Annotated in this window: 15 protein-coding genes and 1 pseudogene; 7 read left to right on the forward strand and 9 right to left on the reverse strand. The window is 71.2% G+C overall.

All coding sequences use genetic code 11. From position 1 onward, the window contains the following. Positions 1-85: 85 nt before the first annotated feature. Positions 86-1108: a LacI family DNA-binding transcriptional regulator gene (locus AB0K07_RS12440; RefSeq protein ID WP_363753942.1), complete on the forward strand. Its 1023-nt coding sequence runs from the start codon at positions 86-88 to the stop codon at positions 1106-1108. Between the two features lie 35 nt (positions 1109-1143). Here the strand turns inward: AB0K07_RS12440 and AB0K07_RS12445 are convergent, their stop codons facing one another. Then, positions 1144-2526: a serine hydrolase domain-containing protein gene (locus AB0K07_RS12445; protein ID WP_363753945.1), complete on the reverse strand. Its 1383-nt coding sequence runs from the start codon at positions 2524-2526 to the stop codon at positions 1144-1146. A 262-nt stretch (positions 2527-2788) separates the two neighbouring features. On the opposite strand from AB0K07_RS12445, the gene AB0K07_RS12450 reads away from it, so the two are divergent. Beyond that, positions 2789-4885, forward strand: a complete 2097-nt coding sequence (locus tag AB0K07_RS12450; RefSeq protein WP_363753948.1) for a cellulose binding domain-containing protein — start codon at positions 2789-2791, stop codon at positions 4883-4885. Between the two features lie 217 nt (positions 4886-5102). Here AB0K07_RS12450 and AB0K07_RS12455 read toward each other — a convergent pair whose 3' ends face one another. From AB0K07_RS12455 to AB0K07_RS12465, 3 genes are read right to left on the reverse strand one after another with little or no spacing between them, the layout of a single operon-like run. Further along, positions 5103-5696 (reverse strand): hypothetical protein, encoded by a 594-nt coding sequence (locus AB0K07_RS12455; protein WP_363753951.1) that lies wholly within the window; start codon positions 5694-5696, stop codon positions 5103-5105. 5 nt (positions 5697-5701) lie between these two features. After that, entirely contained in the window at positions 5702-7033 is a 1332-nt protein-coding gene (locus AB0K07_RS12460; RefSeq protein ID WP_363753953.1) for a hypothetical protein, read from the reverse strand. A gap of 12 nt (positions 7034-7045) precedes the next feature. Continuing rightward, positions 7046-7342, reverse strand: coding sequence for a WXG100 family type VII secretion target (locus AB0K07_RS12465; protein WP_363753956.1), 297 nt, complete (start codon positions 7340-7342; stop codon positions 7046-7048). Between the two features lie 474 nt (positions 7343-7816). Here AB0K07_RS12465 and AB0K07_RS12470 point away from each other — a divergent pair, with 474 nt between their 5' ends. After that, on the forward strand, positions 7817-10360 hold the full coding sequence (locus AB0K07_RS12470) for a serine/threonine-protein kinase (RefSeq protein ID WP_363753959.1): 2544 nt from the start codon (positions 7817-7819) through the stop codon (positions 10358-10360). A gap of 22 nt (positions 10361-10382) precedes the next feature. Next, positions 10383-14636 (forward strand): FtsK/SpoIIIE domain-containing protein, encoded by a 4254-nt coding sequence (locus AB0K07_RS12475; RefSeq protein ID WP_363753962.1) that lies wholly within the window; start codon positions 10383-10385, stop codon positions 14634-14636. Between the two features lie 28 nt (positions 14637-14664). Here the strand turns inward: AB0K07_RS12475 and AB0K07_RS12480 are convergent, their stop codons facing one another. Together AB0K07_RS12480 and AB0K07_RS12485 are read right to left on the reverse strand one after the other, a co-directional pair. Then, positions 14665-15498, reverse strand: coding sequence for a DUF559 domain-containing protein (locus AB0K07_RS12480; RefSeq protein ID WP_363753965.1), 834 nt, complete (start codon positions 15496-15498; stop codon positions 14665-14667). After that, the gene (locus AB0K07_RS12485; RefSeq protein WP_363753968.1) at positions 15495-15653 is read right to left on the reverse strand and encodes a hypothetical protein; all 159 of its coding nucleotides are present in this window, start codon (positions 15651-15653) and stop codon (positions 15495-15497) included. Before AB0K07_RS12485 ends, AB0K07_RS12480 begins: the two co-directional genes overlap by 4 nt. Before the next feature lie 188 nt (positions 15654-15841). Between AB0K07_RS12485 and AB0K07_RS12490 the strand changes: the two are divergent. Further along, a pseudogene (locus AB0K07_RS12490) lies at positions 15842-16017 on the forward strand (DUF397 domain-containing protein); the annotation flags it as partial. An 84-nt stretch (positions 16018-16101) separates the two neighbouring features. Here AB0K07_RS12490 and AB0K07_RS12495 read toward each other — a convergent pair. Continuing rightward, entirely contained in the window at positions 16102-18876 is a 2775-nt protein-coding gene (locus AB0K07_RS12495) for a M14 family zinc carboxypeptidase (protein ID WP_363753971.1), read from the reverse strand. A 193-nt stretch (positions 18877-19069) separates the two neighbouring features. On the opposite strand from AB0K07_RS12495, the gene AB0K07_RS12500 reads away from it, so the two are divergent. Next, a complete protein-coding gene (locus AB0K07_RS12500) occupies positions 19070-19465 on the forward strand; it encodes a hypothetical protein (protein ID WP_363753974.1) in 396 nt (131 codons plus the stop codon). Positions 19466-19566: 101 nt separating this feature from the next. Here the strand turns inward: AB0K07_RS12500 and AB0K07_RS12505 are convergent, their stop codons facing one another. Beyond that, positions 19567-20910: a glycoside hydrolase family 18 protein gene (locus AB0K07_RS12505; protein ID WP_363753977.1), complete on the reverse strand. Its 1344-nt coding sequence runs from the start codon at positions 20908-20910 to the stop codon at positions 19567-19569. Positions 20911-21054: 144 nt separating this feature from the next. Between AB0K07_RS12505 and AB0K07_RS12510 the strand changes: the two genes are divergently transcribed. Then, complete coding sequence (locus AB0K07_RS12510; protein ID WP_363753979.1) at positions 21055-21939, forward strand: bile acid:sodium symporter family protein; 885 nt, start codon at positions 21055-21057, stop codon at positions 21937-21939. 50 nt (positions 21940-21989) lie between these two features. On the opposite strand, the gene AB0K07_RS12515 is transcribed toward AB0K07_RS12510, so the two are convergent. Continuing rightward, complete coding sequence (locus tag AB0K07_RS12515; RefSeq protein WP_363753982.1) at positions 21990-22409, reverse strand: PPOX class F420-dependent oxidoreductase; 420 nt, start codon at positions 22407-22409, stop codon at positions 21990-21992. Positions 22410-22425: the final 16 nt, after the last annotated feature.

Consider the following 22425-nt stretch of genomic DNA (forward strand, 5'->3'; position numbering starts at 1 on the left):
CTCATCGGGGGCCTCACCGGCAGTTCAAGGGGTGACACCGAACGCCGTACCGACCTGACGACTCCAGCCAGACGAAGGGCCGACCGTGGGCTCCGACAACCGCCGAAACGTCACCATCGCGATGATCGCGCGGCTGGCGGGTGTCTCCGTACCCACGGTCTCCCGGGTCATCAACGGCCGCTCCGACGTCGCCCCGCAGACCCGGGAACGGGTCGAGGAACTGCTCACCCGGCACGGCTACCGCCGTCGTTCGTCCGCCACGGGGACCGGTGCCGCCCTGATCGACCTGGTCTTCAACGACCTGGACAGCCCGTGGGCGGTGGAGATCATCCGTGGGGTGGAGGACGTGGCCCTGAGCTGCGGCGTCGGCACCGTCGTCTCGGCCATCCACTGGCGCATCTCCTCGGCGAAACAGTGGCTCGACAACATGCGCAGCCGCTCCACCGACGGCGTCATCTTCGTGACCTCGATGGTGAATCCGCCGCTGCAGGCCGAGCTGAGCCGGCTCAACCTCCCGGTGGTCATCGTCGACCCCGCCGGCGTCGATCCGCAGGCGGCACCCACCATCGGTGCCACCAACTGGGCGGGCAGCCTGAGCGCCAACCAGTACCTGCTCGGGCTCGGCCACCGCCGCATCGGCTTCATCGCCGGTCCACCGCACCTCATGTGCAGCCGGGCCCGGTTGGACGGCTATCGCGCCGCCCTCGCCGCCGCCGGCATCGCTCTCGACGACACCCTGATCCGCCCCGGCAACTTCTACCACGAGGCCGGCTACACCGCCGGTACGCAACTGCTGTCCCTGCCCGACCCGCCCACAGCCATCTTCGCCGCGAGCGACCAGATGGCGCTCGGCGTCTACGAGGCGGTCCGCAGACGTGGCCTGCGGGTGCCCGACGACATCAGCGTGGTCGGCTTCGACGATCTGCCGGAGGTCCGGTGGTGCTCGCCGCCGCTGACCACGGTCCGTCAACCCCTGGCAAAGATGGGCATGCTGGCCGCACGGACCGTGCTGCGTCTCGCCGCGGGCGAGACGATCGAGAGCCCCCGTGTCGAACTCGCCACCGACCTCATCGAGCGCGACAGCGCGGCAACACCCCGGCGCCGCTGACGCCGACGCCGGCCCGGTGGTGCTGCGGGCGCCTCTCAGAGGACCTTGGCGAGGACGTCCCCGACGGCGGCGCGCACCGGGTCCGGGTCCGCCCAGCTCCAGTTGGGGTGGGCCCGGTTGGTGAGCAGGGCGAGGACGAGTTTGCGGTTCGGGTCGACCAGGAGCGAGGGGCCGGTGAAGCCGGTGTGGCCGAAGGTCCCGGGGGAGGCGAGCCTGCCCATGAACCAGGGTTGGTTCAGGACGACACCGAGGCCGTGGGCGGAGGTGCGGTTGGGGCGTTCGGGGTCGATGGCGGGTTTCCCGGCGTTGTGGTTGGTGAGCATCCGCTGAACGGTCGCGGCGGCGAGGATGCGCTTGCCCTGGTACGTGCCGCCGTTGAGGAGGAGTTCGCCGATGGCGGCCAGGTCGGTGGCGGTGGCGAAGATGCCGGCGTGACCGGCGACGCCGCCCAGGTGGTTGGCGACGTCGTCGTGGACGGTGCCGCGAAGCAGGCCGCGGGAGGAGCGGGCGTCGGTGGCGACCAGGCGCGTGGCCCTGGCCTCGCTGGACAGCCAGGTGTTGGGGTTGAAGCCGGTGTCCGGCAGGCCGAGAGGCCCGGTGAGGTTGGTCTTGAGGGCCTGGTCGAGGCGCTGGCCGGTGACCTTCTCCACGATCTTGCCGGCGACCATGAGCCCCACACTGGAGTAGCGGAACGTGTCCCCGGGCACGGCGCCGGAGACCAGCGGGGTGGCGAGCACGGCGTTCCAGCGTGCCGTGTCGTCCGGCAGACCGGCGACCTTGGCGCCGACCGGGAGGCCGCTGGTGTGGGTGAGCAGCATCTCGACGGTGACCCGGTCCTTGCCGCTGCCGGTGAAGCCGGGCAGGTAGTTGAGGACGGGGGCGGCGAGGTCGACGCGCCCCTTGTCGACCTGTTGCAGCAGCAGGATGGCGGTGTAGACCTTGGTGATCGAGGCGAGGTCGAAGATGGAGTCGGGGCGCATCGGGACGCGCTTGTCAGCGGAGAGGAGTTTCGGGCCGGCCGCGTACCGCAGTGCCTCTCCGAGGGCGGTGTGCACCGTCGTCCTGCCGTTGACCTGGACGAGGGCGACGGCACCGGGGAAGCCGCGGTGCTGAACGGTCTGCGGCGTGGCGGGCAGGTGCCGCCGGAGCAGAGCGGTCACGTCCGCGGCGTAGCGGGCCTGCTTCGGCGGGATGCCGCCGTTGGCGGGGGCCGCCGCGTCGTTCGCCGTGCCGGACGCCGCCGACGGCTTCTCGGCCGGGCCGAGTCCCGCCCTGTCGCCGGCGGCCTCGGTCGCGGTCACCGCGTCGCCGGCGCCGGTCCAGCCCGGGGCCGGTCCGCCGGTGTCACGGCAGCCGGTGAGCGCGGACGTCGCGGCGGCCAGGCCGGCGCCGAGCAGGGTACGACGAGCAACGGGCATGCCAGAGATGGTGGCAGCCGGCCCAGGCGCGCGCCACCCCGCCCGTGGCGGTCTCCTCCGGCCGAGAGGCCAGCCCGAAGCGACCGACTCCGCACTTGAGGTCCGGCGATCGTCCATGACATCCTTGGCCGTCGATGATTCGTCGCGCGCGGGGCTGACGCCCGTCCATGGGCAGCCGGGGGATTTTCCCGGGGGACGGTGACACGACCGATGGCACACCGGGAGCCATCGGTTCACGAGTCCGCCCGATGAAGGAACAGCCATGCAGACCCCGAACACCCTCCCGGCCTGGCGCGCACGCCCTCTCCGCTCCCGACGCGCGGCTCTGCTGACGAGCCTGTCGCTCGCCGTGGGCGCGCTCGCCGCTATCAACCCCCCGACTGCCAGCGCCGCAGCCGACCCCGTCGCCGTCACCGTGAACGCACGGGCGGGATTGGCGACCGTGCCCGACACCGCGCTCGGCGTCAACCACGCCATCTGGGACCAGCACCTGGGCAGCACGGCGACGTCGGACCTGCTGCGCGATGCCGGCGTACGGATGATGCGCTACCCCGGCGGCTCGTACGCCGACATCTACCACTGGAAGGACCACACGGCGCCCGGCGGATACGTCGCACCGGGCACCGACTTCGACACCTTCATGGCGGCGGTCCAGCGCGTCGGCGCCGAGCCGATGATCATCGCGAACTACGGCACCGGCACCCCAGCCGAGGCCGCCGACTGGGTCCGGTACGCCAACGTGACCAAGAGCTACGGAGCGCGGTACTGGACCGTCGGCAACGAGAACTACGGCAACGGCCACTACGGATCGGCCTGGGAGGCGGACGACCATCCGGACAAGAGCGCCAGCCAGTACGCGAGGCTGGTCGTCGAGTACGCCGACGCCATGAAGGCGGTCGACCCCACCATCAAGGTCGGCGCGGTGCTGACGATGCCGGGCAACTGGCCGGACGGCATCACCGCCGGCGCCGACCCCGGCCCGTGGAACCAGACCGTGCTCTCCATCGCCGGTCCGAAGATCGACTTCGTCGACGTTCACTGGTACCCGGGTGGCACCGCCGCGGAGTCGCTGACCCGCACCAACCAGATCCCCGACGCGATGTACCTGCTGCGGCAGCAGCTCAACCGGTACGCGGGCCCGAACGCCGACCGGATCGGCATCAGCTTCACCGAGCTGAACGTCGACGCCGGACGGACCACGCAGCCGGCGGCGCTGTTCCTGGCCGACGCGTACAGCGGTCTGCTGGAGAACGGCGTCTTCACCGCCCAGTGGTGGAACGTGCACAACGGCATCGGCACGGTCTCGGAGGTCGCCGGCCAGACCGACTACGGCGACTTCGGGATGCTCTCCAGCGGCGCCTGCACCTCCGACGGCTCGGTGTGCGAGCCACCGCTGAACACACCGTTCGCGCCCTACCACGGGCTGTCCATGATGAACGTCTTCGCCAAGGCCGGCGACCAGTTCATCCGCGCCGGCACCGACCAGCCGCTGGTCACCGCGCACGCCGTCCGCCGGGCCAACGGCGACCTGGCCGTGCTGCTGCTCAACAAGGACCCGGACAACGCGCGCCCGGTCACCATCGACTACGCCGGGTTCACGCCGTCGGCAGCCGCGCCGACCGTGTCCACCCTCACCAACGGCGCGACTGGCATTACCACCGGCCAGTCCGGCTCGGCGACCAGCCGGACGCTGCCGCCGTACTCGTTGACCACGCTCGTGCTGCGCCCAGCCGGCACGAGCGCCGGGCGGCCCTCGGCCCCGGGTCAACCGACCGCCAGCGGCGTCACCGACCGGACCGCGACGATCACCTGGCCGGCGGCGACCCCGGGCGGCAGTCCGATCGCGAAGTACGAGGTGTACCGGCAGAACGGGGCGATCAGCGAGCAGCTCGGCGAGACGAGCGCCACCTCGCTCACGGTCGGCAACCTGGTGCCGGGCAGCAGGTACACCGTCAACGTGCTGGCCCGCGACACGGCCGGCCGGGTGTCCGGGGCCTCGCCGCCGCTGACGTTCGCGACCGGCAGCCCGGCGACCAGCGCGTGCACCGTCCGGTTCACCGCCAACAACGACTGGGGCAACGGCTACATCGGCGGCGTCGAGATCACCAACAACGGGACGCGCCCGATCAACGGCTGGACGCTCACCTGGACCTGGCCCACCGGCTGGCAGCAGGTGAGCAGCGGCTGGAGCGCCACCTGGGAGCAGGTCGGCGCGGCCGTGCGGGTCATCCCGACCGACGACAACCGGCAGATCGCCGCCGGCGGCAGCGTGAGCGCCGGCTTCGTCGGTGCGTACAGCGGCCCGAACGTGCTGCCCACCGCGTTCCGCCTCAACGGCACCGTCTGCGCGACCGGCTGACACCGCGGTCCGGCTGGCCCGCTCGCCTGGCCAGCCGGACCTGCGTCGCGCAGCCGCACGTCCGCCCAGCCGGTGTCGGTCGAGTACCCGTCGACGTCCAGGACGTAGCGGCCGGTGGACCGCAGGACGAACCCGTCGACGTTGCCCTCACCGATCGGTCGTGACGCAGTCGGAGATTCCGAGGTGGGACTGCGATCCGACCGGCCGGGCGTCGCCCTCAGGCGCGCCAGATCGTGTCCGCGCTGGCCAGGGCGGCCTCCTGGTACGGCGTTTGCGCTGAGCCCTCGGCGATGACCTCGACCGGCCACTTCTGCCGCAGCTTCGTCCACAACTGCGCCGCCACGCCCGAGTACGTCTCGAGCTCGTCGGTGCCCTCGGCCACCTGCAGCACGTACAGCCAGGCTGCGTTGTCCGGTGCGCCGTCGAGTGGGGCCCGCCAGACGCGGTGCAGGCTGCGGCCACCCCGACGCGGGGCATCGGCGGACAGGAGGTCGTCGGCCGGTGTCGGGTCGGGGCCGTCTGCCGGGCTGGTGGGGCTGAACCGGTACGGCGGCGCCGGCACGTCGGCGATGATCGGCACCTCGGCCAGGTCGGGGCTGTCGGGGTCACCGAGGAAGGAGCGCAGCAGGGTCTGTTCCTCGACGGTGATGCCGACCCCGTAGTACGCGAGGCTGAGCAGCAGCGTGTCGTCGGCCAGGTCCAACTCACCGGCGGAATAGTGCTCCCGCACGGTGCCGAGTACGTCGTCGACGAGTCGGCCCGCGAGACGCCGGCACACCTCGGCGACCGCCGCGTGGGTCTTCGCATCCATGACGTTCACTTCTTCTTGTAGTCGCCGAGCACGGTCGTCGTGACGTTCCCCTGGGCGTCCTGGACCACCCTGATGATCTTATTGCCCTTCGGGCCCTCCCAGGTCCAACTGCCGTCGCCACCAACAGCGGGATTACTGTAGCGGGGCGCGACGGAGGACGGGATACCCGGAGGAGCGGGGGTCGGCGCATTCGGGTTCTTGATGACGCCCGGGTCGCTCGTGTCCGGTGGGTAGGACGTGCGTATCTCGCCGTCGGCGAACACGGTCGTCTTGACCTTGACGCGATCGACCACGCCTTCGTAGTCGTAGGCCCACCGCGGATTACCGCCCGCATCCCGGCTCGGGTACGGCCCTTTTACCGGCGGGCCCTGCTGCGTCACCTGGATCGCGGCGTCGCGAATCTTCGGCTCGACCCAGGTCTTCGGGAACTCCGTCTTGTCGCTCAAGCCGGTGCCCGCGAGGTGGCCGCCCTGCCGGCCGCCCTCACCCTCGATGATGTGCTTCTTGGACGCATCGGTGTACCGGATGTCGCCCGGGTTCGGCGGCCGCGTCGGCGCGGGTGGCAGGGTGGGCTGCGGCGGCGTGGGCGGCGTGGGCGGCCCGTTGCGCTGCGTCGGCGCGGAGTTGGTGGCGCCCGAGCCGCTCGACCCGGCCCGATGCCTCTGCTGCGATATCCGCGCAGTCGTCGGCTCGCCACTGGAGATCGGCGGCCGTCCGGGCTGCGGACGGCCGAGAGGCGCTACGGCGGCGCGGATCGCGGTGGCGCAGCTAGCCGCCGCCGCCTGATAGAGGCCCTTCGCCTGAAGCGCCGAGGCCCGAGCCTGCTCGCGTTCCGCCTCGCACAACCGCGCGGCCTGACCGATGCGGTCGACCATCGTGTAGACCGGCTCATGTTGCCCCGCCGCGTACGACTCGTTAAGCCCGCGCCAGACACCCGGCCCGTAGGCGGGTATACCGGTCAGACCGCAGAACTGATTGAGCAGGTTCCGGTACTGACTGTCCGCCGCCGACCCGAGCTGTAGCGCGGCCCGGGACTGCGCCTGCACCCGCGCCAGGTCGTTGGCGAACGCGGACAGGGCCTGGGCGCAGGCGAGATAGGCGTCGGCCAGGACCGTCGCGTCGCCGGGCAGCCGTGCGAGCTCCCGGTGGATGGTCGCGGCGTAGTCACCCCGTAGGGCCAGCGCGCCGCTGTTCGCCGCGATGGATCGCAGTCGCGTGCTGTGCCCGTTGGCCTGTCCGGCGCGGCGTTGGAAGTCAGCCGCCAACGCGTGGATCGAGGCCGGATCGCCGGGGGTCGGATCGCCGTCGTAGATGCTGAGGACTTGCCAGTCTTCCATGGTGACTGGTGATCACCCGTTGATGCCCCCGGCCAGCCTGGCGTCCAACTCCTGGTGCTCGCGGACGACCCCGACCAGGAACGACGACATGCCCTCCAGCCCACCGATCATGTTCTGGGCGCCGGTCGTCCACTGCTGGTAGGAGTCCTGGAAACGACCCGACGCCAGTTGGGTGCGGAACTCGCTGTTGACCAGTTGGTCGATCATCGCCTTCAGGGCGGTCAGCTTCTGGGTCATCTCCTCCTGCCCGGTGGTCAAGGTCCGGGCGGCCGTCTGGAGGCCTTCGTAGCCGACGCTGACGTCACTCATGGCTCTTCCCCTTCGAGGGTTGGTGTGTCGGTAGCTGCCTGCCGAGCGAGTTGTCGACTTGGGCGTGACCCGCGACCACGCGGTTCAGGCGATCCGCGACGGCCGCCACAGCGGCTGTCAGGACTTTCTGGTGCTGGATCGCGGATGTGGTGAATTCCTGGAGAGCCTGGTCGACGTCGCTTGATCCGGTCGGGGTGGGGCGAGGGGACTGCTGCCCGACGGACTCCAGATCGGACCGGACGTCCGTCAGCTGCCGCGCGGCGCTGAGGACCGCATCCCTGTCGAAGCCGAAACCCGTCGCCATCGCCCCATGACCCCCGTGAAACCGCGCTTTCGTCGATCGAGGTCGGCACCGTGACCCACTGACGACGGGCTCGAGGAGCGTGCTCCATCTGTTGTGGACGGACGTCGGCCATCGACCGGGCGGAGTATCGTACGCACCGACTGTAATGGTCGATGGCGAGGAGCGCGAGGGTGCCAGATTCCCAGCCGGGGCAGCGGCTCGTTGCGGGTCGCTACCGGTTGGAGAGTGTCATCGGCCGGGGTGGCATGGGGGTGGTCTGGCGGGCGACCGACAAGCTGATCGGGCGCGTCGTCGCGGTCAAGGAGGTCCGTGCCCCGGTTGGCCTCACCGGCGAGGAGCGGCGCCTGTTCGGCGAGCGGGCGCTGCGGGAGGCGCGCACCGCCGGCCGGATCAACCATCCGGCCGTCGTGGCGATTCACGACCTCGTGCCGGCGACGGGTGACGACGAAGCTGTCTACATCGTGACCGAGTTGGTGGAGGCCCCCACACTGGCCGACCTCCTGGACCGGGAGGGGGCGTTGCCGCCGGCCCGGGTGACGGCGATCGCCGTACGCATGCTGGACGCGCTGACGGCCGCGCACGCGGTCGGGGTGGTGCACCGCGACGTCAAGCCCGGCAACATCATGGTGCTGCCCGGTGACGAGGTGAAGCTGCTCGACTTCGGCATCGCGCAGGCGGCGGGGGACGCCCGCCTGACCCGGCACGGGATGATGGGCTCGACCGGGTACCTCGCGCCGGAGCTGTTCCACGGCAGCGACCCCACGCCCGCGGCCGATCTCTGGTCGGCGGGTGTGACCCTCGCCCAGGCCGTCACCGGTGAGCTGCCGTTCGAGCGGGCCTCCACCGCGGCCACCCTGCACGCCGTTCTGTACGACGACATCCCTGCCATCGAGTGCGGGGAGCCGCTGGCCACGGTGATCAGCGGGCTGCTCACCCGAGACGTGGCGCAACGGCTCACCGTCCAGCCAGCGCGCGACCTGCTCGACGTGCCGGTCGGGACCGGTGCCACGGGCCGGCGGGACAGCACCGCCTCCGCCACGGCCGCCGACCCCGATGGCCCCGCCCCGGATGACACGGACGCCGCTCCGGCGGGGGAATCCTGGGAGCGGCGGGCCACTACCGTGCAGCCAGGCGGATCCACGCCGCCTCATCAGCGGGGGGCCGCTGGGTTACGGTCGGCGTCGACCGCGACACCGGGACGCAGGTTCCTGGTCGAGGTGCCGGAGAGGACCCGAGGCACCCAGACCCTGGCTCGGCTGGTCCTGGTCGCTCTCGTGCTGTGGGCGGTTGTTCTGTTCGTTGAGCTGGTGACAGCGCAGGCCCTGCCGGAGTGGATGCCCAAACCCACTGCCATTTTGCTGTTGCTGACGGCAGGGGGGATTGTGGCGGAAGCCCTCGTCGACCCGTGGCACGGCACGGTTCAGTTCGGCTCGCGCTCCGTGCATTTCGAGGGCTCTCGCGGATCACCGTCTGACCTGCTGTGGGAGCACATTGCCAGCATCGTGGTCTGGCCAGGCACCGGGTCACCAACCGTCACCTCCAGACTGGGGATTGAGCTGTCAGCGCGTGTGCCGACGCCTGCGCCGGCGCCGGGAAGGGTCTGGGAGGCTCGCAGGGAGCCGGACGGGCGCGGACCAACGTGGATCCTCGGTGACATCGGCGTCAGCCCTCGGGGCTTGGCAGAAAGATTAGGCGCGATCGTTCCCGGCCACGTCCGGATCGACCAGTCTCGGGAAATGCCGGGCTGGGCCTCGCGGGCCTTCCAGCCGCTCGGTCCCCGGCGACCGGGGGTACTGCTGCGTTTCGTGCTGTTGGCCGGTCTCATCCTGTGCGGCCATCTGGTCCTGCACCAGCGGAACTCCGCGATGGTGGCTCTCGACGACGACTCCGTCAGCGCGGTGGCCTTCAGTCCCGACGGCGCTACGCTCGCCAGCGCGGCCACCGGGGCATTCACGATCACGTTCTGGAACGTTGCGAGCCGGACGAGGTTGCCCGCCGTCGCAGGACACCGCGAGGAAGTCATGGCGCTCGCATTCAGTCCCGACGGTAAGACCCTCGCCAGTGGTGGCAGGGACGGCGTCGTCAAGCTCTGGAATGTCGCCAACCAGCAGGTCCGGGCGACGCTCACCGTCGGCGAGTACGACACGGTTACCCAGGTGCTGTTCTCTCCCGGCGGAGACAGTGTCGCGGCCGTCGGTTCCGGCGACGTCAAGGTGTGGCCGATGGCATCGCTGGGAAAGACCGTCCAGCTCTCGGCCGAGGACATCGACGTCCAGACGATTCGCTTCACCCAGGACGGACGTGTCGTCGTTGCCCTCGACGAGAAGGGCGCCCTGCGCGCCTGGGAGACCGCCAGCGGGCGCGATGCTACCCGGATCGACGGGCCTGTCGCGCCATGGGTGGACACCAGGACCGACGGGCAGACGGTGATCCGGCCAGCCGGCTCGAGTGCTGTTCTGGCCACCCTGGAGGCCGGGTCGAGTGCTCCCCGCACGACTGCCTTCGGCCCGGGAGACCTCTTCGTCACCGCTGACCGGGGAGAAGTTCGGGTCTGGCACACCAGGACAGCCCGGACGGCACACGTCTACAAGCAGGGGTTCCTGACCTCTGACACCTTGCCATCCGACGTGGTGGCGATGGATTCTCGCGGCGAAGCCGTCGCCCTCGGCGGGGACGAGGGGCTGTGGCTGTGGACGTACGGTTCGGCCAGGTGACGGCCCAGCCATGATCCTCCGAATGACCGTGCGGGACGTCGACACGGGGCTGACCCACGACGTCGAGGTGATCGGCACACCGGGCACCAGCGTGCGGTCCCTGCTGGCGGCTCTGCCCGTACCCGCCACGGGCCGCCGCTGCTTCGCCGGGGCCGTTCCGCTGGACCCGGCCGCGCGCCTGGCCGACACCCCTCTGCTGCCCGGCTCGGTGCTCAGCGTGGGCGGCCCCGGACCGACCGGTCGCCTCGTCACCGACGGCGCGGTGGGCGTGCTGGAGGTGGTTGCTGGCCCGGACACGGGCCTGGCCGTCGCGCTGCGGCCCGGAACCCACGCGATAGCTCGCAGCTCCTCGGCGGCGCTGCCGCTGCGCGACGCGGACGTCTCCCGCCGTACACACGCCCTGCTGGAGGTGTCGCCGGACGGCACGGCCACCCTCACGGATGGCGGTTCGAGCAACGGCACATTCGTCGACGGCGCCGCGGTCACCCACACGGTCCCCGTCTCGCCGACCAGCGTCGTCCAGATCGGCGGCGACGAGTTGCAGTGGACGTCCCTTCCCGCCGGGGTGCGACGGCTCGTGCGGGCCCCGGATGGGCGGATCGACTTCGATCGCGCCTTCGCCCGCGCCCCGGTGATCCCCACCGTGGAGGTGACCCTGCCGGTGCGATCGACCATCGCTCGGGGGCCTGCGGCTGCGGGGGCCCTCGCGGCCGCCGGGGGATTCGTGGGGGCCGCCCTGCTCGCTCACCAGGCGATCCTGCTGGTCGGCACGGCGATCTCGTTCGTAGGCTTTCTGGTCAACCAGTCCGCGCAGGAGAAGCAGGACGCCGAGCGCCAGGCCGAGTTCACCAAGGCGAGGAAGGCCGTCGAATCGGCGATCGCCGCCCAGGTGAAGGCCGAGCAGCGGGTACGACAGACGCTCGCGCCGGGCCCTGCCGAAGTCGCCGACATCGCCGGCGGCGCGCGATCAGGTCTGTGGACCCGCCGGGCGGGCTCACCGCACGCGCTGGCGCTACGGGTCGGGGTCGCCGACCAGCCGGCCTCGGTGACGGTACGCGGTGAGCCCTGGCCGGACTTTCGCCCTCCGACGCTGTCGGCCGTCCCGATCACGGTGGACCTCGGCACCGTCGGCGTGCTCGGCGTGACCGGGCCCGACGAGGCGGTCCACGATGTCCTGCGCTGGCTGCTGCTTCAACTGGCCACCCTGCGGGGCCCGGACGATTTGCGGCTGGTACTGCTCAGCACCGCTGAGGCGGGCGACCTGGCCTGGGCACGCTGGCTGCCGCACGTCGACGCGGGTGACTCCGCGCCCTACTCGTGCCGGATCGGCAACACCGCCGCCACCCGCGCCGATCGCGTACGGGAGCTGCGTACCCTCGTCGCGTCGCGGCGCACCGAGCGAGACCCGCGGCAGTTCGAGAACGTGGTGGTCGTCCTGGACGGCGCGTTGGCGCTGCGGGACCTGCCCGGCATGGACGAGGTGCTGCGGGACGGGCCGTCCGTCGGGGTGTACCTGATCTGCGCCGACCGGCACAGCATGAACGAGTGCCGGGGCCTGATCGAGGTGTCGGGGGATTCGGTGCGGCTGACCCGCAGCCCGGACGAGCCGGCGGTGACGGTTCGCCCCGACCGGCTCGACGCGGCGACGGCGGAGCGGCTGGCGCGGGCATTGGCCCCGATGCGGGACCGGGCGACACTCGGGGCGGCCCAGAACGCCATCCCCGCCGCGGTGCGACTGCTCGACCTCCTCGGCCTCGGTGCGCCGACCGCCGCCGACGTGCTCGCGCTGTGGGAGCGGGGCCGCGGCCCGCGTACCCGTGTGGTGCTCGGCGCGGACGCGACCGGGCCGGTGTACGTCGATCTCGCCGACCAGGGCCCGCACACCATGCTGGGCGGCGCGACGGGCGCCGGCAAGAGCATCCTGCTGCAAACCCTGGTCACATCGTTGCTGCTGGCCAATCGGCCGGACGAACTCAACCTGGTGCTCGTCGACTTCAAGGGTGGCAGCGCCTTCCTGCCCTTCGAACGCTGCCCGCACGTCGTCGCCCTCATCCGTTCCACCGGTGAGACCCCCGCCGACGTGTTCGACGACGCGGCGGCGGCCCGGGTCCTCGCCTCGATCCGCGCGGAGGTGAGCCGGCGCGAGTCCCTGCTGGCACGCTACGACGGAGAGATCGACCGGTACTGGCAGAAGCGCCTGGGCGGGGTGGCCCTGCCGCCGCTGCCCCGACTGGTGCTGATCTTCGACGAGTTCGGCCGCGTGTTGGACGCCTCTCCGGACTTCGTCAAGGAGTTGGTGAACGTCGCCGCGAAGGGCCGCTCGCTGGGCATGCACCTGGTGCTGGCCACGCAGTCGTTGCAGGGCAAGCTGTCGCCGGAGTTGAAGAACAACGTGTCCCTGCGGATCAGCCTTCGCCAGAACGAACCCGCGGACAGCACCGAGGTGCTCGGAGTGGCGGACGCCGCCAGGATCCCCGGCGCGCTGCGCGGGCGCGGCATGATCCTGTGCACCACCGCCGAGTCCCGGGTCCCGCAACCGTTCCAGTCCGGCTATCTCGGTGACCCGCCGCCGGTGGGCGGGGCGGCGCCGGCCGCCGTCCGGGTCCTGAGCCCGACGGACCTCGGGGCCCCGCGACCCACTGTCGCGCCGAGGGTCGGCGGGGGGCCGACCGACCAGGATCTCGCCATCGCGGCGATCGAGGACGCCGCCGGCCGTTCCGGACTCCCGCCACCCTTCCGACCGATGCTGCCCCCGCTGCCCGCCACCCTGACGGTGGACGAGCTGCCGTCCCGGTGGACCGCCGCCGCGCCGGCGACCGCCGTACCGTTCGGCCTGGCCGACGACCCGGCACGTCAGGCGCAGCCGGCGGACTTCCTCGACCTCGCGGGCGTCGACCGGCTCCTCCTCGCCGGTGGCCCGCAGTCCGGCCGGACGACCTTCGCCCGGACTCTGATCACCGGCCTGGCCGGCCGGTTCCGCCCCGACCAGGCACACCTGTACGTCGTGGAACGGCACCCGGCAGGCCTGGCCGAGTACGAGGCGTTGCCGCACTGCGGTGGGGTCTTCTCGCCTGCGGAGCCCGACCGGATCCGTCGCCTGGTCACCTGGCTCGACGAGGAGATCCAACGCCGCACCGGCACCGCGCCCCCGCCGGACGGAGCACGGCTGCACATTGTGGTCGTTATCGACGGCTGGGAGCACTTCGAGGATCACGGTGACCCGGCCTTCGTCGAGACGTCCCTGGTCGCCACCCTGCGCGGCGTCATCAGCGCGGGTACTCCGCTCGGGGTGCACGTCGTGCCGATCGGCGGCCAGGACATGCTCAACCACCGACTGCCGACCCTGTACAACCGGCGGCTGCTCCTGCCATTTCCCAAGGAGGAGACACGGCGGATGCATCTGCAGACCGGCATGGCCAGCCCACCGATCCTCCCCGGGAGGGCCATCGACGCCGGCAGCGGCCGGCACGTGCAGGTGTGCCTACCGACCCGGTCGGCCGGTGACATCGCCGCCGAGCCGCACGATACGCCTGCGAACCGGCGGCCCCGGCGGTTCCCCGCCCTACCGTCCCGGATCGACCTCGCCGCGCTCGACAGCACTGCGGCGGGCGAGGGTCGGTTGACGTGGATACCGCTGGGCATCGGTGGGCCCGACACCACCACCATCGGCGTCGACCTGTTCGAGGCCGGGCCGGACCTGATGCTGATCTCCGGGGCCGGCGGGACCGGCCGTACGACGGCCGCCGCCACGGTGGTCCACGCGCTGCGCCGACGCGGCATCGGCGTACTCGCCGTCGCGCCGCCGCAGTCCCCGCTGCCGGGGCTGCTCCTCGACGACCCCGGGCTTCGGGTGCTCACCGGCGTCGCGATCAGGGACACCGACCTTCGCGAGGCCGTCGCGATGTTCGGCGACAGGCCGTACGCGGTGGTCGTCGACGACGTCGACCGGATCAACGTGCTGCCCACCGAACAGGGCTTCGCGAGCAGTCCCACGCTCCTGGACGACATCGTCCACCCTGCCGCTCGTGGCCGGCGGGCCCTGGTCGTCACGGCCGACGCCACACCCCTGCTGACCGGCTTTCCCAGCCCGCTGACCCGCCTGGTCAACACCGTCATGATGGCCGGGACACGCCTTGTGCTGGCCCCGAGCAACCGGACGACGGCCGTGGCCCACAACATCACTCTGGAACCCGACCAGTACCTCACCGGCCCACCGGGGCGCGGCTACCTCTCCGCCGGCCGCACCCCGCTGCTGGTGCAGGTGGCAGCACCGTAGAGTCACGTCAGCCCGGCACCTGGGATTGTCAGGTACGTCGCGGCGGACGTACTGAAGTGTGGGTTGGGGCTGGGGTTGGGGTCCAGCCGGCCGCGACGAGGGCACGGCGGACGGTTTCGGCGACCTCGTCGGGGTGGGCGCGGACCAGCCAGGCGGGGAAGCGCAGTATCCGGTCGCCGCTGGTCCAGACGTCGTTCTGCCGCCGCATGTCGGCCGCCCATTGGCGGGCGTCCATGTGGTGCGCGCCGTCGATCTCCACCTGCACCCGCCATTCCTTCCAGTACGCGTCCAGCCAGCGGTTGCGGCCCGCCGCGTCGACCCGGTGTTCTTGCAGGTCCGGTGCGGGCAGCCGATGCTGTCGGCACAGCCGCACAAAGTTGATCTCGGAGAGCGCCTGCGCGCCGCTGCTGATGTCGCCGACGGTCTGCCGGATCAGCCGCCGACGGGGGGCGCGAGGCAGGACGTCGAGCACGGCATCCAGCTCCTCGGGCAGCACGCGGCGCTGTTGGCAACCGGCGGCCAGCAACCCCTGTGCCTCGTCCACACCGGCCGCCCATCCGGCCGCGTCCACGAGGGCGCGGGCCGTCGTCGTGCGCGGCGGGCGGGCGGGCTGGAGATGAGCGTCGGGCAGTACCGCCGTGCGGTGCACCAGCACCGCCGGCATGTCGATCGGAAGCCGCCGCAGGCTGGTCCGCGCGGCGCGACGGTCGGCCGGCACCAGTACGTGCAGGGGTTCACGCCGCAGTCCCCGTACCCCGGCCTCGGCGGCGGCGGTCGCCCCGGCCAGGACCGCTCCCGGGCCGGCGGCCAGCACGGCCACCCACAGTTGCTGGTCGCGGCTCAGCCGGCCGTTGCCGGTCAACAGGACCCCTCGGACATCGACCGCCAGCGGCCGGTGCGGATCCGGCTCCGCACCATCCCCTCGCCGAGCAGTCGCGCGGCTTGCGCGGTCGTCAGCACGCCCGCCTGCTCGAAGGCGAGCCATTCGAGAGCGTCAGCGTCATCGGCGGGCAGCATGTCGTCGAGCGTTGCGGTTGGTTGGTCCCCCCGCCACCAGATCTTGGACAGTTACCGTCCGCAGAGGACGGTAACTGTCCAAGATCTGCGCGAACGTGGCGGGAGAGCAGGGCCACGCGATGCCGCACGTGCCGCAGCGCTCTTCCACTCGGGCAAACCCTCGGCTTACTCAAGGAAGCGGCAAAGACATGGACATCATGACGGGTGCTCAGTGGCGGAAACCCTCGCGCTCGTCCACCAACGGGGGGCCTGCGTCGAGGTTGCGGACAATCTGCCCGGCATCGTCGGTGTGCGGGACTCCAAGGACCCCGATGGGCGGGCCCTGGTTTTCGGGCCGGCGTCGTGGCGGGCGTTCGCCGCCGAGGTCGCCCGGCGGTCGTCACCGGCGTTCAAGCGCAAGCGCCCGCCCCCGAAACGAGGGGACGGGCGCTTCGCGGTGCGGGATTCGTCAGGCCACCACCGACCGCAGCGGCACCCTGGCGTCGCGCAGGGCGCGCACGAGATCACTCGCGAACGGGTGTTCGTCCACCTGGAGTCCCTGCGGGTTCGGGATCACCACGTACGCCGAGCCGCCCTTCGCGGACGTCTGGGCGCCGGAGGTGAAGCGGTCGACGATGGCCCGGGTGCGCGGAAGGTCGCCCGCCGCCACCTCGATGGTGATCGGCCGCCACCCGCCGCCCAGGTCCGCCGCCACCGGCGCGGCGGCGGCGCTGGCGCGCGCCGCGTCAATCCCCGGCGTGCGTCGGGCGCCGGGCGCGTCCGGCGGGTAGAGCAGCGCGTTGGCCACCAGGTGCAGACCGTTCTCGTTGTACGCCCGGAAGAGCGGGTTGAACGCGAAGAGCACCGCCCGACCGGCGCCGGTCGGCTCGTCGACGACGGCCGCCGTGCCCTTCAGCGTGTCCGCGCCGACCGTGTAGCCGTTGGCCCAGAACGTGTCGCCCGTTGGGTAGCGGAGCACGTTCGTCCCGGTGGTGCTCGGGTTGAGGATCGGGTCGCTGTTGTTGAACTCGAAGTCCTCCGCGGGGCGGCCCAGGGCGACCGGGTTGTCGGTGTCGACGTCGACCCGCAGGTGCGAGCCGATCACCAGGTAGTCCGCCGGCTTGGGCTTCTCCGTGGTGGAGGTCAGCCCGGCGGCGCGGGCCACCCGCGTGCCCTCGTTGCGCAGCCCGATGTAGGTGTGGCCCTGCGCGATCCAGTCGCGCAGGTTGGCCTGCCCGGCGGCGGTCAGGCCGCCGGTCGGGCTGCTGCCGTCCGGCACCAGCAGCACGGTACGTCCGGTGAACGCGGCGGTGTTGTCGTTGATGTCGGCCGTGGTGACCGGGGTCAGGTCCAGCCCCCACCGCTTGCCGAGCACGTACCGCGCCTCACCGTGCGAGCCCGACGTGGTGGAGATGCCGGTGCCCTGGAAGAGCCCCACGTCCGGCAGGACGAGCCGGGTCCCGCTGGCCCGTCCGGCCGGGGTCAGGGTCACCCCGAACGATTCGGCCAGCTCGTCGACCGTACGGCTCAGCCTGCTCGCCGGCAGGGCGACGGTGCTGGTCTCCAGGTTGCGCACGAGCGGCACGCCACGGCCGAGCAGGGTGAAGGTGAGCTCGGCCGCCGACGCGGAGTCCAGTGGGTACGTGTACGAGCCCCAGGGCAACGCCGGCCCGGTGCGACCGCCGGAGATCGTGCGGACCAGCTGCGCTTTCGGCCGGACGTTGTCGCCGGTGTAGATGGTGGACACGCCCATCAGCAGCGGGTTGCTCCAGGACGACACGTCGTAGAAGTAGGGGAAGGGGACGTACGGGTCCTCGCCCATGATCGCCTGAATCCAGTGCTTCTGTGGCTGGTCCATCGGGATCCAGTACGCGCCCTTGGGCACCGTCACGTTGGTGGCCGTCCGGCCGCCGAAGACCCGGGCGGTCGGCACCCGGGTGGGCTTCTGCACCTCGTACACCTCGACGTCCATCCGGCGCAGCCGCTCGACGAGCTGGCGGACGTCGGCGAGCTGCCGGTCGGGCAGCAGGAAGTACGAGCGGATTTTGATGTCCGGCACCGGGAACTGGACCTCGTTGGTGGGCTGAACCACCTCGTTCGGCTCCAGCGTGCCCGCCCGGCCCTGGGCGAGCGCGTCGGTCCAGATGTCGAAGTAGTCGCTCAGCACCTCGTGCTTGTTCGCGGCGGCCCACCCGAGCGTCGCCCACTGGGTGTTGAACTGCTGCTGGACCCGGTCGGCCACCGCCGACGCGCTGCCCTTCTCGTACGTCATGCCGGCGGCGCCGAAGCCGGTGGTCGGCACGGTGTCCCCGTAGCCCATGAAGAACATGTCGTACGTGTCGTAGTTGAAGTAGCACTCGGTGGTGACGGTGTCGTCGCAGGCGCCGTTGAAGCCGAAGCCCGCCTTGTTGGCCTCACCGATCCGGTTGATCCAGTCCACCGCCTCGCCGGCGATCTCGTGGTGGATCGGGTCGGCGTTGGGCGGGAAGAAGTACTGACGGCCAGTCATCTCGTGGGCGTCGACGAAGACCTGCGGCGGGTAGCGCCGCAGGAGTTCCAACTTGCCGTCGGTCTCCTGCTGGGTGCGGGCGAACCAGTCCCGGTTCATGTCGAAGCCGAACTCGTTCTGCCGGCGGGTCGCGTCACGGCCGTCCGGGTTCTGGGTCGGCACGATGACGGTGACCAGGTTGTCGTTGCGCTGGGCCACCGCGCAGGACAGGCCGGCCGCCAGCTCGTACAGCGTCTTGAGCGCGGCGTCGGTGCCGCTCTTCTCGCCGCCGTGCACGTTCGCGGTCACCCAGACGATGGCCGGGCTGTCCTTCGCCGTACGGGCGGCCGTCCGCGCGCTGGTGCGGCGCGGATCACGCAGGTCCCGTACGTCGTCGGCGATCTTTCGCAGCGCGGACGGCCGCACGTTGCGTTCGGTGGACACCACCGCGTACGGCAGCGGCTGACCGAGCACGCTGGTGGCCATCACACCGGTGACGACCCGGTCGGAGGCGCCGTCCACGGCCCCGAGGTACGTCCGGACCTCGTCGTTGGTGACGACCCGCTCCTGACCCACCCCGAGCGGGAAGCCGAGCACGGCCTCCGGGGTGGGCACGGTGGTCAGACGTGCCGTCGGGTCGTTGCTGCACGGGGAGGGACGGGCGGGGCTCGCGGCGGATGTGCCGCTGAGCAGGGGAGTCATGCCGAGCAGGAGCGCGATCGTGGCGGCACTCGCGAGCCGCCTCGTGGGGACCATCCAGGACGGACGCTTCGATGGGGCCATGTCTCGTGTTTCCCTTCTCGGGAAAAGCCTCGCAGTGGCCGGAGCCTATGAACCGTCGATACGCCGGTCAAGCTCTGATCGACTTTGATGACTGCGTGGCGTGCCGGTGGCGGTGCTGGCTGGCAGGATGGCGGTGTGCGAATGTCTCGCCTGGAAGGAGGAGACGGTGCTGGCCTCTCAGGAGACGATCACGCTGTCGGTCTTCCCGGATCTTCCCTCTGCCGATGCTCGGCGTTCCCTGGCGTCCTGGCTGCGGTCCGAGGGCCGGCTACGCGAGAAGGTGACGGCGGCGCCCGCCGCCGGTCCGACGACGCCGTCCGGTGACACGTCGGCGGAGGTCACGAACATGCTGCTGGTGGCGGTCGACAGCAGCGGGGCCGTCATGGTGCTGGTCCAGGCGATCGCCGGCTGGCTGACCCACCGCCGCGAGGACGTGACGGTGAAGCTCACCCGTCCGGACGGATGGTCGGGGGAGTTGGACGTGTCCCGGGCCCGTGACATGGACGAGGTGACGGCCCTCATCGACGCCGCCGTCCGCGCGGTGGCATCCGAGCAGGGGTAGGCCGAGCAGACCGATCGCGGGCCGCCGCACGGACCACCGGCCCGCCGCCAACCGAGGAATCGGTCGACGACGGGCCGGGGACCGTCGCAAGCGGGGTGCGGCTACCAGGTCGTCAGCCCGAGGCCGATCGTCTTGGTCAAGGTCGCGTTGTCGTCGTCGCCGTCCAGCGACCAGATCATCGCCCCGGCCAGGCCGGCCCGCCGGATGTAGAGCGTCTTCTGCAGCACGACCGCCGGATCGTCGTACGTCCAGAACGTCGTACCGTCGAACAGCCAGGCGTGCCCGGCGCGCAGGTCGCGGTGCACGGTGAAGCCGTTGCCGGCGAGGGTCTTGAGCTTCTTGTAGTCCTCGTACCCGGCCTCAAAGGTGGCCGGCGCGGGCGCGGTGGCCGGCTGGAACAGGCCGTTGCCGCCGCCGGTGATGCCGGTCCAGCCCCGGCCGTAGTACGGGATGCCCAGCACCAGCTTGTCGCGGGGCGCACCACGGGCGATCCAGCCGTCGATCGCGACCTCGACGGAGAAGTCCGGGTTGTCCGGCGAACCCGCCGGCACGCGCAGCGCCGACTGCTGGTTGGCCACCGCCTCCCAGCCGCCGTGGAAGTCATACCCCTGCACGGTGGCGAAGTCCAGGTACTTGAAGATCTTGCGGCCCTCGTACCCGGCGTCCATGGTCGCCGGGTTGGCCGGCAGGAACGCGGTCAGCGCGTAGTGCTCGCGGGTCGTGCGCCCGTACGCGTCGAGCTGCCGGCGGAACTCCGCGAGCAGCTTGGTGAAGTTCTCCCGGTCCTGGGGGCGGATGACGTTGCCCGGCTCACCGGTCCAGTTCGGCCACTCCCAGTCGAGGTCGATGCCGTCGAAGACGCCGGCCGCCGCACCCGGCCCGCCCGCGGCGCCGTCACCGCCGGGCAGGTTGCCCTTGAGGTAGAGATCGATGCAGGAGGCGACGAACGCCTTGCGGGAGGCGTCGGTCAGGGCGGCGTTCGAGAAGTACGTCGACCAGCTCCACCCGCCCAGGGAGATCAGCACCTTCAGGTCGGGGTGCTTGGCCTTCAGCTTGGCCAGCTGGCCGAAGTTGCCGTTGAGCGCCTGACCCGGGGCGTCGGCGACGCCGTCGACGCTCTCCTCCGCCGGCACCGGACGCTGGTAGTCGGCCCAGGCGTCGCCCTCGCCCGGCCCGCCGTCGACATAGCAGCGACCGTCCTCGCTGACGTTGCCGAAGGCGTAGTTGACGTGGGTGAGGCGGCTCGCCGCCCCGGAGGTGTCGAGCTTCTTGACCGGGAAGGCCCGGCCGTAGATGCCCCACTGGGTGAAGTAGCCGACCCGGTGGTAGCCGGCCCGGCGGTCGGGCTTGTCGCCCGCGCTCGCGGCGGTCGGCGGGGCGGCGGTGACCAGCATGGTCGCCAGGGCGAGGACGGCGGTGAGGCGGCGGTGGCGGAATGGTCGCATCGGCACTCCCGTTAGGAATGGAGCGGAATTAGTAAAGACACTTATCTGATTGATGAAGTTAAAGCGACCACGGTCCGCGGTCAAGAGCCGCCCAGCCACATGGGGGATGGTGGCGCCCTTACCGGGCGGTAACGATGTTGTGCCATGGACTCAGCCCTGACCCTGATCGGTCTGCCCATTGCCCTCGGCATCATCATGCTCGGCCTGGGTCTCGGGCTGACCACCGAGGACTTCCGCCGGGTGGCCCAGCATCCGAGGGCCGCCGTCATCGCCCTGGTCTGCCAGGTGCTGGTGCTGCCGGCGCTCTGCTTCGCCCTGGTCCTCGCCTTCGACCTCGCGCCCGAGCTGGCGGTCGGGATGATGCTGCTGGCCGCTTCCCCCGGCGGCACCACCGCCAACCTCTACAGCCACCTCTTCGGCGGGCACGTGGCCCTGAACATCACCCTGACCGCCATCAACTCGGTGCTCGCCGTGTTCACCCTGCCGATCCTGGTCAACCTGTCAGCGGCGTACTTCCTGCCCGACGGCAGGAGCATCGGCCTGCAGTTCGACAAGGTGCTGCAGGTCTTCGCCATCGTGCTCGTCCCGGTCGCCATCGGCATGCTGATCCGGGCCCGGGTGCCCGCCGTCGCCGACCGCCTGAACCGCCCGGTCCGCATCCTGTCCGTCGTCGTGCTCGTCGCGGTGATCACCGGCGCCGTGCTCGGCGAACGCGAGAACATCGCCGACTACTTCGTCTCCGTCGGCCTCGCCGTGCTCGCCTTCAACCTGCTGAGCCTCGCGATCGGGTACGGCGTGCCCCGGCTGGCCGGAGTGGACCGCAGCGCCGCCACCGCCGCCGGGTTCGAGATCGGCATCCACAACAGCACCCTGGCCATCACGATCGCGCTCAGCCCGGCGCTGCTCAACAGCACCCAGATGGCGATCCCCGGGGCGGTCTACGGCATCGTCATGTTCTTCACCGCGGCGGCCTTCGGCTACCTGGTGACCCGCGTCGGCGCCCCGTCCGCCGCCACCGTAGAGCCCTGACCGGGAGTCGCCCGGCCCGGTCGGCGGCGCCGCCGACCGGGCCGTGCTGGTCAACCGATCTGGCTGTTGTCCTTGAGCGCACCCCAGCCGTGCCAGCGGTCGATCTCGATCAGGGCGCTGACCCGAGCGCGCTCCCGCCGTGGGTACGCATTCCCCGTGTAGTGCCGGGACAACCGGTCGATGTCCGCGAGGTCCTCGTCCGCACGCAGCTCGGCGACGTGCCCGATGATGCTGACGTGGGTGTACCAGCCCGCCTCGTCCAGGACGGTGAGCGATACCCGGGGGTCGTTCCGGACGTGGTCCAGCCGACGGCGGCTCTCGTCCATGTTCACCAGGATCCGTCCGTCGTCCCACAGGTACCAGGTGGCCGCCGACACCGGCTGACCACCGCTGCGCAGCGTGGTCATGACGGCCGGGTTCGGCTTCTGCAGCATGGCGACCGCGGCCTCGGGAAGCGGTGGCTTGGACATGAAGTCTCCTCTTCGC

It is taken from the genome of Micromonospora sp. NPDC049301 (assembly GCF_040678715.1).
In the GTDB taxonomy this organism is placed as follows: domain Bacteria; phylum Actinomycetota; class Actinomycetes; order Mycobacteriales; family Micromonosporaceae; genus Micromonospora.

Coding starts and splice junctions, on each gene's coding strand:
- AB0K07_RS12445 (WP_363753945.1), bottom strand. CDS start 2,526: ATGCCCGTTGCTCGTCGTACCCTGCTCGGCGCCGGCCTGGCCGCCGCG.
- AB0K07_RS12450 (WP_363753948.1), top strand. CDS start 2,789: ATGCAGACCCCGAACACCCTCCCGGCCTGGCGCGCACGCCCTCTCCGC.
- AB0K07_RS12455 (WP_363753951.1), bottom strand. CDS start 5,696: ATGGATGCGAAGACCCACGCGGCGGTCGCCGAGGTGTGCCGGCGTCTC.
- AB0K07_RS12460 (WP_363753953.1), bottom strand. CDS start 7,033: ATGGAAGACTGGCAAGTCCTCAGCATCTACGACGGCGATCCGACCCCC.
- AB0K07_RS12465 (WP_363753956.1), bottom strand. CDS start 7,342: ATGAGTGACGTCAGCGTCGGCTACGAAGGCCTCCAGACGGCCGCCCGG.
- AB0K07_RS12475 (WP_363753962.1), top strand. CDS start 10,383: ATGACCGTGCGGGACGTCGACACGGGGCTGACCCACGACGTCGAGGTG.
- AB0K07_RS12485 (WP_363753968.1), bottom strand. CDS start 15,653: ATGCTGCCCGCCGATGACGCTGACGCTCTCGAATGGCTCGCCTTCGAG.
- AB0K07_RS12495 (WP_363753971.1), bottom strand. CDS start 18,876: ATGGTCCCCACGAGGCGGCTCGCGAGTGCCGCCACGATCGCGCTCCTG.
- AB0K07_RS12505 (WP_363753977.1), bottom strand. CDS start 20,910: ATGCGACCATTCCGCCACCGCCGCCTCACCGCCGTCCTCGCCCTGGCG.
- AB0K07_RS12510 (WP_363753979.1), top strand. CDS start 21,055: ATGGACTCAGCCCTGACCCTGATCGGTCTGCCCATTGCCCTCGGCATC.
- AB0K07_RS12515 (WP_363753982.1), bottom strand. CDS start 22,409: ATGTCCAAGCCACCGCTTCCCGAGGCCGCGGTCGCCATGCTGCAGAAG.